This window comes from Rhodopseudomonas sp. BAL398, from assembly GCF_033001325.1.
GTDB lineage: Bacteria > Pseudomonadota > Alphaproteobacteria > Rhizobiales > Xanthobacteraceae > JARJEH01.
In genome coordinates this window covers 5272543-5287289 of record NZ_CP133111.1, presented here as the reverse complement: position 1 = coordinate 5287289, position 14747 = coordinate 5272543, and the positions used below count along the sequence as shown (strand labels likewise).

Genomic DNA, 14747 nt, shown 5'->3' with positions numbered 1-14747 from the left:
GCCGGGCGTCTCGAAGGATGAGGAGCCGGATGTCTGCGGCGCATGGTTCGAGACGGCGCTTCGCGCCTCCTCACCATGAGGCCGTGCCTGTTGTGAGCGCATCGAAGCGCAGTCCCGATTCCATCAAAACCAGAACTGCTCTAGCGACGGGACCCGGATGGCTTCAGCGCTTTGCGCCTCGCGAGAACGCCGAGCGCAGCAACGACAAAGGCCGGGATCGCTCCCGGCCTTTGCATGTGGTGACGGCGACGTCGTTCAGTTCAGCGACGCGCGCTTCGGCGGCGAGGCCGGCCACGACTTGATCAGCGTGTCGTAGTCCACCGTCTCGCCCTTGGGCTTCTCATTGGCGAGCTTGCGCTGCGGCGCGATGTTGGCGTCCTTTTCGGATTTGGCGAACCAGTACTCGGCCGACTTCTTCGGGTTCATCTTCGGCCCGCATGCGCCCTGCACTTTGGAGCGCTCCAACCGCTCCATCACCGAGTCCTGCGCCGCGGCGAGGGAATCCATCGCCTGTTGGGGAGTCTTGGCCCCCGACGCCGCGTCGCCGATGTTCTGCCACCACAGCTGCGCCAGCTTCGGATAGTCCGGCACGTTGTTGCCGGTCGGGGTCCACTGCACCCGCGCCGGCGAACGATAGAACTCGATCAGGCCGCCGAGCTTGGGCGCGCGCTCGGTGAACGACTTGTCCCAGATATCGGACTCACGGATGAAGGTGAGGCCGACATGGCTCTTCTTCAGGCTCACCGTCTTGGAGACGATGAATTGCAGATAGAGCCACGCTGCCTTGCGTCGATCGACCGGGGTGGATTTCAGCAGGGTCGCCGAGCCGACGTCCTGGTAGCCGAGCTTCATGCCCTCTTTCCAGTAGGCGCCATGCGGCGACGGCGCCATCCGCCATTTCGGCGTGCCGTCGTCATTCATCACCGGCAGGCCGGGCTTGACCATGTCGGCGGTGAAGGCGGTGTACCAGAAAATCTGCTGGGCGATGTTGCCCTGCGCCGGCACCGGGCCGGATTCCGAGAAGGTCATGCCCTGGGCCTGGGGCGGGGCATATTTCTTCATCCAGTCGAGATATTTGACGATCGAATACACCGCCGCCGGACCGTTGACGTCGCCGCCGCGTTCGATCGAGGAGCCGACCGGACGGCAGCCTTCCATCCGGATGCCCCATTCGTCGACCGGCAACCCGTTCGGCAGGCCCTTGTCGCCATTGCCGGCCATCGACAGCCAGGCATCGGTGAAGCGCCAGCCCAGCGACGGGTCCTTCTTGCCATAGTCCATATGGCCATAGACCTTGACGCCGTCGATTTCCTTGATGTCGTTGGTGAAGAAATCGGCGATGTCCTCATAGGCCGACCAGTTCACCGGGACGCCGAGATCGTAGCCGTATTTGGCCTTGAACTTGGCCTTGTAGTCCGGATTGGAGAACCAGTCGTAGCGGAACCAGTACAGATTGGCAAATTGCTGGTCCGGCAATTGATAGAGATGGCCGTCCGGGGCCGTGGTGAACGACTTGCCGATGAAGTCGTTGACGTCGAGCATCGGATCGGTGACGTCCTTGGCTTCCTTGGCCATCCAGTCGGTGAGATCGACCGCCTGGCCATAGCGGAAATGGGTGCCGATGAAATCCGAATCGTTGATCCAGCCGTCATAAACGTTCTTGCCGGACTGCATCTGGGTCTGGATCTTTTCGACGACATCGCCTTCCTGGATGAGGTCGTGCTTGAGCTTGATGCCGGTGATCTCCTCGAAGGCCTTGGCGAGGGTCTTCGATTCATATTCGTGCGTGGTCAGGGTCTCGGAGACGACGTTGATCTCCATGCCCTTGTAGGGAGCCGCGGCCTTGATGAACCACTGCATCTCCTTCATCTGATCGTCCTTGGACAGGGTCGACGGCTGGAATTCGCTATCGATCCATTTCTTGGCGGCGGCCTCGTCCGCGTAGGCGGGGGCCGACACTATCAGCGACGCTGCAATCAGCGCGGCTGCGCTGACCATCGGCGCAAAGCGGCGGGGTGGCTGCCGGTCGGGTCTCGTCACGTGTCGCATGTGTGTTCCTCCGTTGAAGCGACAAATTTGGTCCGAGTTGATCCCGGATCCATGTTCTCGCCGGCTCAGACGGTGCGAAAGATCGCAACGGCCGAAACCAGCGAAATCGCGCTGGCGAGCCACAGGCTCGAAATCTCGCGTCCCTCCTCGCCGATCGGCAGCGTCAGGATGGTGTCGGTGCCGACCAGGCCGATCCACGCCAGATGAATCACCGCGGCGCAGATCAGCGACAGAAACAGCCGGTCGCCCCGGGTGGTGGGGATCCGCAGAATGCCGACGCGCTCGGCTTCCGGATAACGGATCGCCAGCGCGGTCATCACCGCCAGCGTGGCGCCCAGCAGGCAGAAGAAGATGATGGTCGGCACCGTCCAAGCCATCCAGGCGATGTCCATCATGACGTGATGCCTCCCGCCTTCGTCATTGCGAGCCGCCGGCTGGCGCGCAGCGCCGGGCGGCGTGCGAAGCAATCCCGGGCGCCGCGCACGGAGCCCTGGATTGCTTCGTCGCTTCGCTCCTCGCAATGACGGCCACACTGCCGGGGTTCAATCTCGCCCATGATCCACCTCACACCCGCCCCAGCGCGAAGCCGCGGGCGATGTAGTTGCGAACGAACCAGATCACCAGCGCGCCCGGAATGATGGTGAGCACGCCGGCCGCGGCCAGCAGGCCCCAATCCATCCCGGCCGCCGACACCGTGCGGGTCATCACCGCGGCGATCGGCTTGGCATTGACCGAGGTCAGCGTCCGCGCCAGCAACAATTCGACCCAGGAAAACATGAAGCAGAAGAACGCCGCCACGCCGATGCCCGAGGCGATCAACGGCATCAGGATCTTGACGAAGAATTTCGGAAACGAATAGCCGTCGAGAAACGCGGTCTCGTCGATCTCGCGCGGCACGCCGGAGACGAAGCCTTCGAGAATCCACACCGCCAGCGGCACGTTGAACAGGCAATGCGCCAGCGCCACCGCCCACGGCGTATCGAACAGGTTCAGCGCCGAATACAGGTTGAAGAACGGCAGCGCGTAGACCGCCGCCGGCGCCATCCGGTTCGACAGCAGCCAAAAGAACAGATGCTTGTCGCCAAGGAAGCGGTAACGCGAAAACGCATAGGCCGCCGGCAGCGCGAAGGAGATCGACAGCACGGTGTTGATCACGACATATTCCAGCGAATTGATGTAGCCCGAATACCAGCTCTGGTCGGTGAAGATGGTCCGGTAATTCTCCAGCGTCGGCTGGTGCGGCCACAGCGTCATCGTCGAGACGATCTCGCCATTGGTCTTGAAGCTCATATTGACCAGCCAGTAGATCGGCAGCATCAGGAAGACCAGATACAGCGAGAGAATCACGCGGCGGCCCGGGATCGAATGCATCACGCGCCCCCCGGATTGTTGGCGCGGTCGGCGCCCGCATTGGTCATCGCGGTGTAGAACACCCAGCAGACGATGATGATGATCAGATTGTAGACGATCGACAGCGCCGCCGCCTTGCCGAGATCGAACTGGCCGAGCGCGATCTTGACCAGCTCGATCGACACGAAGGTGGTGGAATTGCCCGGCCCGCCGCCGGTGACGACGAAGGGTTCGGTGTAGATCATGAAGCTGTCCATGAAACGCAGCAGCACGGCGATCAGCAGCACCCGCTTGAGCTTCGGCAATTGGATCGCGGTGAACACCGCCCAGCGCGAGGCGCCGTCGATCTGGGCGGCCTGATAATAGGCCTCCGGAATCGATTTCAGCCCGGCATAGCACAATAGCGCCACCAGGCTGGTCCAGTGCCAGACGTCCATCACCACGATGGTGGCCCAGGCGTCGAATTCGTTGGAGACGTAATTGTAGTCGAAGCCGAGGCCGTTCAGCGCATAGCCCATCAGCCCGATATCGGGCCGGCCGAAGATCTGCCAGATGGTGCCGACCACGTTCCATGGGATCAGCAGCGGCAGCGCCATGGTGACGAGGCAGGCCGCGACCTGCCAGCCGTGGCGCGGCATCGCCAGCGCCACCAGGATGCCGAGCGGCACCTCGATCGCCAGGATGATGGCCGAGAACGCCAGATTGCGCCACAGCGAGGCGAAGAAGCGGCCGCCGAGATCGGTCGAGGGATCGAGCAGTTCCCTGAACCAGCCGACCCCGTTCCAGAAGAACTGGTTGTTGCCGAAAGTGTCCTGCACCGAATAGTTCACCACCGTCATCAGCGGCAGGATCGCCGAGAACGCCACGATGGCGAACACCGGCAGCACCAGGAACCAGGCTTTCTGATTGACGGTCTTGTCCATCAGGCGACTTGCTCCAGCGATTGCCCCTCGACCAGCCGGCTGTCGGCATAGACGTGAATCCGCGCGGTCTCGAACACCAGCCCGACGTCCTTTTCGGGGATCGCAAACCCCTCGGGCACGCGGGCGGCGAATTTCACGTCCCCGATCCGCAACTGCGCGAAGCGGACGCGACCGAGGTCGTCGATCCGATCGATCGTGGCGGCGAGCAGTCCGGGCGCCATCGGGGCGATATGCACGAATTCCGGCCGGATGCCGATTTCGATGGTGGCGGCGCGCGGCAGATTGTCATAGCCGCGCGCCAGCGGAATCGCGTGGCCGGCGATCATTGCCTCGCGGCCGCGCACTTGCGCCGGCACGATGTTCATGCCGGGCGAGCCGATGAAATAGCCGACAAAAGTGTGCGCCGGCCTGTCGAACAATTCCTCCGGCGTGCCGCTCTGCACCACGCGGCCGTCATGCATCACCACCACCGTGTCGGCGAAGGTCAGGGCCTCGGTCTGGTCGTGGGTGACGTAGATCATGGTGAGGTCGAGGGCGCGGTGCAGCGCCTTGAGTTTGGAGCGCAGCTCCCATTTCAGATGCGGGTCGATCACCGTCAGCGGTTCGTCGAACAGGATCGCGGCGACGTCGGCGCGCACCAACCCGCGGCCGAGCGAGATCTTCTGCTTGGCGTCCGCCGTCAGCCGGGTCGCCTTGCGCTTCAGATCCGCAGTGAGGTCGAGCAGCTCGGCGATCTCGGCGACCCGGGCGTCGATCTCAGACCGCGGCACGCCGCGATTCTTCAGCGGAAACGCCAGGTTTTCTCCGACCGTCATGGTGTCGTAGATCACCGGAAACTGGAACACCTGGGCGATATTGCGCTCGCGCGTCGACAAATGCGTGATGTCCTGGCCGTCGAACAGGATCTTGCCGCGCGACGGCGTGACGATGCCGGAGATCAGGTTCAGCAGCGTGGTCTTGCCGCAGCCGGAGGGGCCGAGCAGCGCGTAGGCGCCGCCCTGCCGCCAGGTCATCGACACCGGCTTCAGCGCGTAGGCTTCCGGCGGCAGATCATTGCCGACCAGATAGGAATGGGCGAGATCGACGAGGTCAATGCGCGCCATCCCGCATCTCCCTCACGTCGCCGTCGGCGCGGCGACCAACCGGTCGGCCGCGTCGAACACGAACAGGTTGTTGGGATCGAGCACCGCGTCCAGGGTTTCTCCCGGCTGATAGTCGTGCACGCCCTGCAGCACCGCCACCCAATAGGCGTCGTCGCGCTTCAGATGCACGAAGCTTTCCGATCCCGTTATTTCCGTGACCGCCACGGTCGCCGAAAAGGCGTGGCGATCGGCGATGCCGTTGGCGACTTCGATCTGATGGGCGCGAAATCCGACCCGGTAGGCGCCGTCGCCGAGCCCGGCAAACAGCCCGGTCGCCGGCGCCAGAATGCCGCCGGCATATTGCACCGAACCATGCTTCTTCTCGACGCCGATCAGGTTGAGCGGCGGATCGGAGAACACTTGCGCCACCCGTAAGGATTCGGGCTGGCGATAGACGCTGGAGGTGGCGCCGCTTTGCAGCACCTGGCCTTCCCACATGCAGATGGTGCGGCCGCCGAGCAACAACGCCTCCGAGGGCTCGGTGGTGGCGTAGACGAAGACCGCGCCGGAGGCCTCGAAGATCCGCGGCAGCTCGGTGCGCAATTCCTCGCGCAGCTTGTAGTCGAGATTGGCCAGCGGCTCGTCGAGCAGCACCAGGTCGGCGTCCTTCACCAGCGCGCGGGCGATCGCGGTGCGCTGCTGCTGGCCGCCGGACAGCTGCAGCGGCGTGCGCTGCAGATAGGGCTCGAGGCGCAACAATGTCGCCGCCTCCTGCACCCGCCGCTCGATCTCGTCGCGCGACTTGCGCTGCACCCGCAGCGGCGAGGCGATGTTCTCATAGACGGTGAGCGAGGGGTAATTGATGAATTGCTGATACACCATCGCCACCGAGCGCTTGCGCACATCGAGGCCGGTGACGTCCTGACCATCGACCAGGACGCGGCCACGGCTCGGCCGGTCGAGCCCGGCCAGCAGCCGCATGATCGAGGTCTTGCCGGACAGTGTCGGCCCCAGCAGCACGCTCAGCGAACCGCGCTCGAGCGACAGCGACACGTCGCGGATCGCCGCAACGCCGTCGATATCGCGACTGACGTGGTCGAGCGTGATCGTCATGCCCGTCCTCCCGCGTGCAGCAGGGACTGTTCAGGCGGGTCGCGGTTTGCTGCGATCCAGTCGTCGATCGCGGCAATCTCGTCGGCCGTTAACCGCAACCCGAGCTTGGAACGGCGCCAGACGATATCGTCCGCGCTGCACGCCCATTCCTGCGCCATCAGATAGCGCACTTCGCTTTCCGTCAATGTGGCGCCGAAGTCGCGGCCGAGATCGGCCATCTGGGTCGCGTCGCCGAGCATGGTTTGCGCCAGCGTGCCATAGGCATGCGCCAACCTGCCGGCATGGGCCGGCGTGAGGAACGGGTAGCGACGCAGCAAATCGGTGATCAGCGCCGGGACGCCCGAGACCGGAAAATCCCCGCCGGGCAGCGGCGCCTGCGCGGTCCAGCCTTCGCCGGCCTTGGTGCCGTGCAGATAGGGCGACAGCTTTTCCAGCGCTTCCTCGGCGAGCCGTCGATAGGTGGTAATCTTGCCGCCAAAGATCGACAACAATGGCGCGCCGCCGGGGGTGTCGAGTTCGAACACATATTCGCGGGTGGCGGCTTTGGCCTCGCTGGCGCCGTCATCATAGAGCGGGCGGACGCCCGAAAAGGTCCAGACCACGTCGGCGGGGGTGACCGGCCTGGCCAGATAGGCGCTGACCGATTCGCAAAGGTAGCTGATCTCCTCGGCGGACGCCGTCACCTGCGACGGATCGCCCTCATAATCGCGATCGGTGGTGCCGATCAGCGTGAAATCATCCTGATAGGGAATCACGAAGACGATGCGGCCATCGGCGTTCTGGAACATATAGGCGCGGTCGTGATCGTATAGCCGCGGCACCACGATATGCGAGCCCTGCACCAGCCGCACCTTTGCCTTGGCATCGACCCCGGCGCCTCGCGACAGCACGGTCTCGACCCAGGGGCCGGCGGCGTTGACCAGCGCGCGGGCCTGGATGGTGCGGCGCTCGCCGCTTGCCGTATCGGCCAAGGTGACGTGCCAGATGCCGTCGACCTGTCTGATCTCGACCGCGCGGGTTCGGGTGCGGATCTCGGCGCCGCGCGCGGCGGCATCGCGCGCCGTCAGCACGACGAGGCGGGCGTCGTCCACGAAGCAGTCGGAATATTCGAAGCCGCGGCTGAAGCGGCCGGGGCTCAGCGGCTTGCCGACATCCTCATGCGCCAGATCGACCGCGCGGGTCGGCGGCAACAGTTTGCGGCCGCCGATATGGTCGTAGAGCAACAGGCCGAGCCGCAACCGCCAGGCCGGCCGCAACCCGGCATGATGCGGCAACACAAAGCGCAGCGGCCGGATGATGTGCGGCGCGATCGCCCATAGCCGCTCGCGCTCGATCAGCGCCTCGCGCACCAGCCGGAATTCGAAATATTCGAGATAGCGCAGCCCGCCATGAATCAGCTTGGTCGACCACGACGAGGTGCCGCTGGCCAGATCGTTCATCTCGCACAGGAATACCGAATTGCCGCGCCCGGCCGCGTCACGCGCAATGCCGCAGCCATTGATGCCGCCGCCGATGATGGCGAGGTCGAAAACCTGCTCCACGGACGCTCCTCAGCGGCACCGCAGCAGCGCTTTGCTGCACCGCAACTTTCGCTTCTGTCGCTTTTCTTCGTGAACCGAATAAAGCACAATTGAAAGCGAAAGCAAATGGGCATCAAACGGGGCGTGAGCCCGATTCCCGCGGCGTAGGCGGGACCGATGCATTGCGACGGCGGGACTGCCTGGCGCGCTATGCGGCGCTTTCGTCGAGATCGGATCCGAGCTGGGGGCCGGCTTCAAACACCCGAATCCCGTGCGCGTCGCAGATCGCCTGCAGCGGGCGCGGCAACGGCTGGTCCGTGACGAAGGTCTGGATCTGGCTGAGATGGGCGATGCGCACCGGCGCATTGCGCCGCAGCTTGGTCTGGTCGGCGACCAGCATCACGCTGCGGGCATTGGCGATGATCGCCTGCGAGACCTGGACTTCGCGATAGTCGAAATCCAGCAGCGCCCCTTCCTCGTCGATCGCCGACGCGCCGATGATGGCGTAATCGACCTTGAACTGGCCGATCAGCCCGATCGCCGTGGAGCCGATCACCGCGCCGTCGGCGCGGCGCACCGTTCCGCCGGCGACGATCACCTCGATTCGCGGGTGCCGGTACAGCAGCATCGCGACATTGAGATTGTTGGTGATCACCAGCAGATCCTGGTGCGAGGTCAGCGCGCTGGCGACTTCCTCGGTGGTGGTGCCGATATTGATGAACAGCGAACAGCCATTCGGAATCTGCGCCGCGGCGGCGATCCCGATCGCCTTCTTTTCCTCGGCGGCAACGAAGCGGCGCGCCTCATAGGCCAGATTCTCGACCCCCGAGGCGATGATCGCGCCGCCATGAATCCGCGTCAGCGAGCGCTGGTCGCACAGGTCGTTGAGATCCTTGCGGATGGTCTGCGCCGAGACGTCGAACCGCCGCGCCAGCTCGTCGACCATCACCCGACCGAATTCACGGGCAATATTCAGAATTTCCGACTGGCGATGGGTCAGCGCGGTCACGATCTCACCTTGGCGAATGGATCGCCATGGTGTTGATATTCGGCGAGCCCGTCAACGCGGTCGTGACGATCGCGAACGATCGCGCATCGCCGCAACCCGCCTCGCCGCTACGGCGCGGGGAGGCGCACTGCATCGGGGCGCCTCAGGCCGGGCGCACCATCTCGAACATGGCGTCGGGCCGGACCTCGACATAGTCGCCCATGCGGCCGGCGCGCAGGATCGGGTGCGCCTGAGCGGTCTGGTACACGCCGTCCTTGATCAGCCGCTTGTCGATATGCACGGCGACGACCTCGCCCATGGTGAACCAGGCGTCGGCCGGTGTGCCGTCGGCGCCCTGCAACTGGACGATCTGCGTCAGCCGGCATTCGAACGAGACCGGGCTTTCCATCACCCGCGGCGGCTTCACCTTCTGGCTCGGCAGCTTGGTCAGGCCGGAAATCGTGAATTCGTCGACCTCGTGGGGCACGCTGGCCGAGGTCTTGTTCATCTGCTGGGCGAGATCCATCGTGACCAGATTCCAGACGAATTCGCCGGTCTCCTTGATGTTCGCCACGGTGTCCTTCCAGGTTGTGCTGGAGAAGCCGATCAGCGGCGGCTTGTAGCACAGCGCATTGAAGAAGCTGTAGGGCGCCAGATTGACGTGACCCTTGGCGTCACATGACGAGATCCAGCCGATCGGCCGCGGCCCGACGATCGCGTTGAACGGGTCGTGCTTGAGGCCATGGCCGTTCATCGGTTCGTAGGAGTGCAAATCTGTCACGCGAGGTTCCTTGAGTTAGCTGCGAGGGGTTGCGGGCCTGCCGGGCGACAGGCTGGCCAGCACGAAATCGATCATCTGATCGAGCGTCGGTCCGGGCTTGTCAATGTCCTGGGCGATCATTTGCGGATGGAAGAACGCGTTCATCGCGCTACAGGTGCACAAAGCCGCCAGTGGCACGTCATCCGCGTGAAACTCGCCGCTGGCCGCACCCTCGGCGATCACCGCCGCGATGGTGCCGATGATGAATTGGATGTGGGCTTGGCAGACGTCCCAGCTTTCCTCCATCGCCAGCGCGACCATCTCGTGCAGCTTGGCGTCTCCGACATAGCGCTCGGCGTTCATGCGATGCACTGTGGCCAGCAAATCGCGCAGCCGCTGGGTCGCCGGGCCGCCGCCGGCCGCGATGCGTTGCGCCGCCTCCTCGACCTCGCCCATCAGCCGCCGCGCCACGCCCTGGTGAATCGCCTTCTTCGAATCGAAGAAGCGATAGACATTGGCGGGGCTCATCCGCAGCAATTTGGCGATATCGCCAACCGTGGTCTTCTGATAGCCGATGTCACGGAACAGGCGTTCGGCCACGACCAGTATCCGGTCGCGCATGTCGGCTTCGATGTGTTCGGAAGTCAGCGTCATTCTCCCGCCAATGTTCAATTATTCTGCGGCGTGGGCAAGCGGAAAGACCTGCTTACCCTCGCCCGGATGCTGCGTCGTCAGATCGTCGCCCTCGCCGCGCTCATCGAGCGCGTTGCGGAACCAGAGCGCGTAGAGGCCCGGCAGATAGAACAGGGTCAGGAAAGTGGCCACGAACAACCCGCCCATGATGGTGACCGCCATCGGTCCCCAGAACGCCGAGCGGGTCAGCGGAATCATCGCCAGGATCGCGGCCAGCGCGGTCAGCACCACCGGGCGCGCGCGCCGGATCGTGGCCTCGACGATCGCGGCGCGCCGGGTCAGGCCATGGCTGACGTCGCTCTCGATCTGATCGACCAGAATCACGGCGTTGCGCATGATCATGCCGGCCAGCGCGATCAATCCGAGCAGCGCCACGAAGCCGAACGGCTGGTTGGCGACCAACAGGCCCAGCACCGCGCCGATGACGCCGAGCGGCGCGGTGAGAAACACCAGCACCAGCCGCGAAAAATTCTGCAGCTGGATCATCAGCAGTGCCAGCATAATGATCACCATCAGCGGAAACAGGATGAAGATCGAGGAATTGCCCTTGGCGGATTCCTCGATCGCGCCGCCCATTTCGATCCGGTAGGCCGGTTGCAGACTATCGCGGATGCCCTGCAATTTCGGCCAGATCGCATTGGTGACGTCGGGCGCCTGCTTGCCGGGAACGACGTCGCCGCGCACCGTGATCGCCATGTCGCGATTGCGCCGCCACAGGATCGGCTCCTCATGGGAATATTCGATCCTGGCGATCTGCGACAGCGGCACCGCAACGCCACCTCGCGAGGTCACCGTGAGATCGGCGACGTGACCCAGATCGAGCCGCTCCGAGGCGACCGCGCGCGCGACCACGCCGACCTTCTCGGTGCCGTCACGCACCGTGGTGACATTGGCGCCGGAGATCAGCATTGCCAGCGCCTGCGAGACGTCCTGCGGCGTCAGGCCGAGCGCGCGGGCGCGATCCTGATCGACCACCAGCTTGAGATAGGGCGACTGCTCATTCCAATCGAGCTGCGGATCGATCACGTCGGGATTGCCGCGGACCACGTCGCGGACCTGGTAGGCGATCTCGCGCACCTTCTTGGTATCCGGGCCGATCACCCGGAACTGCACCGGAAAGCCGACCGGCGGGCCGAAATTGAACTGATCGACCCGCACCCGCGCTTCCGACAATTGGCCGGCCGCGGCGGCGGCCTGCAGCCGCGCCTTGACCCGCCCGCGGGCTTCGACACTGTTGGTGACGATCACCAGCTCGGCATAGGATTCATTGGGCAATTCCGGGCTGAGCCCCATCCAGAATCGCGGCGGCCCCTTGCCCACATAGGCCGTATAGGTGGCGATGTCGGGATCGTTCGCGAGCAGCTGCTCGGCGCGCTTGACGCTTTGCATGGTGACGTCGAAGGCGGTGCCTTGCGGCAGCCGCAGCTGCAGGAACAATTCCGGCCGCTCCGAGGTCGGAAAGAATTGCTGCTGGACCAGGCCGAAGCCCAAGATCGCCAGCGCGAAGGCGCCGACCGTCGCCATCACCACGCTCGCGCGCCAGCGGATGCACGCTTGCACGACGCGGCGAAACAGCCGGTAGAAGCGTGTTTCGTAGACCGCTTCGGGATCGTGATGCGGGCGCTTGGAGAAATCCGGCAACAGCTTGATGCCGATATAGGGCGTGAAGATCACCGCGACGAACCAGGACGCCACCAGCGCGATCGCCACCACCCAGAAAATGCCGCCGGCATATTCGCCGACCGAGGAATTGGCAAAGCCGATCGGCAGAAAGCCCGCGGCGGTGACCAGCGTGCCGGTCAGCATCGGAAAGGCGGTGGAGTCCCAGGCGAAGGACGCCGCCTTGGCGCGGTCCCAGCCCTGCTCCATCTTCACCACCATCATCTCGACCGCTATGATGGCGTCGTCGACCAACAGGCCGAGCGCGATGATCAGCGCGCCGAGCGTGACGCGGTGCAGATCGAGCGACATCGCGTTCATCACGATGAAAACGATCGCCAGCACCAACGGCACCGACAGCGCCACCACGATTCCGGTGCGCCAGCCCAATGCTAGGAAGCTGACGAACAACACGATCGCCAGCGCTTCGATGAAGGAGTGCACGAATTCGCTGACGGCGTGATCGACCACCGCGGGCTGATCGGCGATCTGCTCGATATTGATGCCTTGCGGCACCTGGCCCATGAATTCGGCGGTGGCTTTCGCCACGTCCTTACCGAGCTCGATGATGTTGGCGCCCTTGGCCATCACCACGCCGATCCCCAGCGCCGGCTTGCCCCTTTGCCGCACCTTGTAGTCCGACGGATCGACGAAGCCCCGCGTCACGGTGGCGATATCGCCGAGCCGGAACACCCGGCCGTTGCTTTCGACCGGGGTCTCGGCCACCGCCTTGGCGCCGTCGAGCGCGCCGGTGACGCGCAGCGGCACGCGCTGCGCCGATGTCTCGACGGTGCCGGCCGGCGTGATGGCATTCTGCTTGGCCAGCGAATCGAACAGCGCCTGCGGCGTGACCCCGAGCGTCGCCAGCTTGGCGTGCGAGAACTCCACATAGATCCGCTCGTCCTGGGTGCCGTACAGATTGACCTTGGTGACGCCGGGCACTTTCAGCAGATGCTGGCGCATGCCTTCGGCGATCTTCTTCAGCTGCGCGTAGTCGGCCCCGTCGCCGGTCATCATGTAGAGCACCGAATCGACGTCGCCATATTCGTCGTTGACGCTCGGGCCGATCAGGCTCGATGGCAGCTCGCCGCGAATATCGTCGATCTTCTTGCGCACCTGATAGAACAGTTGGGGCACGTCCTTGGGCGGGGTGTTGTCGCGGAACGACACGTTCATCGCGGTGAAGCCCGGCTTCGAGAAGGTCTGGACCTTGTCGAAATATGGCAGCTCCTGCAGCTTCTTCTCGATCGGATCGGCGACCTGCGCCTGCATTTCCGCAGCCGTCGCCCCCGGCCAGATCGCCGATACGATCACCACCTTGATGGTGAAGGACGGATCCTCGGCGCGGCCGAGCCGCTCATAGGAGATGAAGCCGCCGAGGCCGAGCGCCACGATCATGAACAGGATCAGCGCGGGATGGCTGACCGCCCAGGCGGAGAGATTGAATCGGCCCACGGGTACGTCCTCGATCAGAATGACAGCGACGAGACGATGCGAACCTTCACGTCCGGATCGAGTTTCTGCACGCCGAGCACCACCACCTTGGCGCCTTCATCGACGCCGCCGGTGATCAGCACGTCGTTGCTCTCGTAGGATTTCACCGCGACCGGCTTCAACGCCAAACCGCCCGCGTCATCGACGACATAGAGCGACGGCGCGCCGCCCTGGCTGAACAGCGCCGACAGCGGCAGCCGCGCCACTTGCGCTGTGGTGGGATCGGACAGCGTCAGGGTGGCGGTCATGCCGAGCGAGACGCGATCGTCGGCATCGGGCAGCGAGAATTTGGCGAGATAAGTCCGGGTCGCGGGATCCGCCATCGGGGCGATCTCGCGCAATTTCGCCGTGTAGGTCTTACCCGGCTCCGACCACAGCGACACGCTGGCACTGCCATCGCGGGCGCGGCCGATCAGGGTCTCAGGAACCGCCACCACGGCTTCGCGTTCGGCAAAGCGCGCCACCCGGATCGCGGGTTGGCCGGCGGCCACCACCTGGCCGGGATCGACCAGCGTTGCGGTCACCACGCCGCGGCTATCGGCTTGCAGCGTGGCATAGGACAGGCTGTTCTTGGTCAGATCGACCGAGCGCTGGGCGCGGCTGAAACGGGCGCGGGCCTCGTCGGCGGCGGCGCGGGCCTGATCCATCTGCGCTTCGGTCGACCAGCCTTTGCCGCGCAACTCCTTGGCGCGGTTCTCGGCGGCGGTGGCCTGGGCCAGCACTCCTGTCGCGGCCCGCAATTCCGCCTCCGCCTGCTCGGCCTGCAGTTTCAGATCGACCTGGTCGAGACTCGCCAAGGGCTGACCGATGTCGACGGTCTGGCCGACCTCGACCAGCCGCTTGGCAATCTTGCCCGCCACCCGGAAGCCGATATCGGTTTCGATCCGCGGCCGGATCGTGCCGACAAAACTGCGCTCCGGGGCTTCCGGCTGGTAATGGACACTTGCCACCAGCACCGGCCGCACGGGAGCTGGCACCTCGGCAGCCTTCTCATTGCAACCGGTCAGCCCCATCGCCATCGCGGCGAGCACGAGCCCGGCCAGCAATCTGAGAAGCCCATCGAGAAGGGGAAGTGCACGCATCTGAAGTTCCTGGAACGAGATTTCCAGGAACTTT

General features: G+C 64.6%; 12 protein-coding genes. All 12 read right to left on the bottom strand.

The window, feature by feature from the left end:
• Nucleotides 1-255: 255 nt before the first annotated feature.
• Complete coding sequence (locus RBJ75_RS24845) at nucleotides 256-2049, bottom strand: ABC transporter substrate-binding protein (RefSeq protein WP_044407093.1); 1794 nt, start codon at nucleotides 2047-2049, stop codon at nucleotides 256-258.
• A gap of 65 nt (nucleotides 2050-2114) precedes the next feature.
• Complete coding sequence (locus RBJ75_RS24840; protein ID WP_044407090.1) at nucleotides 2115-2444, bottom strand: DUF2160 domain-containing protein; 330 nt, start codon at nucleotides 2442-2444, stop codon at nucleotides 2115-2117.
• A 169-nt stretch (nucleotides 2445-2613) separates the two neighbouring features.
• Nucleotides 2614-3420, bottom strand: a complete 807-nt coding sequence (locus tag RBJ75_RS24835) for a carbohydrate ABC transporter permease (RefSeq protein WP_044407087.1) — start codon at nucleotides 3418-3420, stop codon at nucleotides 2614-2616.
• The gene (locus tag RBJ75_RS24830) at nucleotides 3420-4322 is read right to left on the bottom strand and encodes a carbohydrate ABC transporter permease (protein ID WP_044407084.1); all 903 of its coding nucleotides are present in this window, start codon (nucleotides 4320-4322) and stop codon (nucleotides 3420-3422) included. Before RBJ75_RS24830 ends, RBJ75_RS24835 begins: the two co-directional genes overlap by 1 nt.
• Complete coding sequence (locus RBJ75_RS24825; RefSeq protein WP_044407081.1) at nucleotides 4322-5425, bottom strand: ABC transporter ATP-binding protein; 1104 nt, start codon at nucleotides 5423-5425, stop codon at nucleotides 4322-4324. The genes RBJ75_RS24830 and RBJ75_RS24825 overlap by 1 nt, the downstream gene beginning before the upstream one ends.
• A gap of 12 nt (nucleotides 5426-5437) precedes the next feature.
• A complete protein-coding gene (locus RBJ75_RS24820; protein WP_044407078.1) occupies nucleotides 5438-6517 on the bottom strand; it encodes an ABC transporter ATP-binding protein in 1080 nt (359 codons plus the stop codon).
• On the bottom strand, nucleotides 6514-8058 hold the full coding sequence (gene glpD / locus RBJ75_RS24815) for a glycerol-3-phosphate dehydrogenase (RefSeq protein ID WP_044407075.1): 1545 nt from the start codon (nucleotides 8056-8058) through the stop codon (nucleotides 6514-6516). Before glpD ends, RBJ75_RS24820 begins: the two co-directional genes overlap by 4 nt.
• 187 nt (nucleotides 8059-8245) lie before the next feature.
• Nucleotides 8246-9046, bottom strand: a complete 801-nt coding sequence (locus tag RBJ75_RS24810) for a DeoR/GlpR family DNA-binding transcription regulator (protein WP_044407072.1) — start codon at nucleotides 9044-9046, stop codon at nucleotides 8246-8248.
• 142 nt (nucleotides 9047-9188) lie between these two features.
• On the bottom strand, nucleotides 9189-9806 hold the full coding sequence (locus RBJ75_RS24805; RefSeq protein ID WP_044407067.1) for a flavin reductase family protein: 618 nt from the start codon (nucleotides 9804-9806) through the stop codon (nucleotides 9189-9191).
• A gap of 15 nt (nucleotides 9807-9821) precedes the next feature.
• Nucleotides 9822-10439, bottom strand: coding sequence for a TetR/AcrR family transcriptional regulator (locus RBJ75_RS24800; protein ID WP_044407064.1), 618 nt, complete (start codon nucleotides 10437-10439; stop codon nucleotides 9822-9824).
• 18 nt (nucleotides 10440-10457) lie between these two features.
• Nucleotides 10458-13592: an efflux RND transporter permease subunit gene (locus tag RBJ75_RS24795; protein ID WP_044407061.1), complete on the bottom strand. Its 3135-nt coding sequence runs from the start codon at nucleotides 13590-13592 to the stop codon at nucleotides 10458-10460.
• Nucleotides 13593-13606: 14 nt separating this feature from the next.
• Nucleotides 13607-14713, bottom strand: coding sequence for an efflux RND transporter periplasmic adaptor subunit (locus tag RBJ75_RS24790; protein ID WP_044407058.1), 1107 nt, complete (start codon nucleotides 14711-14713; stop codon nucleotides 13607-13609).
• Nucleotides 14714-14747 lie beyond the last annotated feature (34 nt).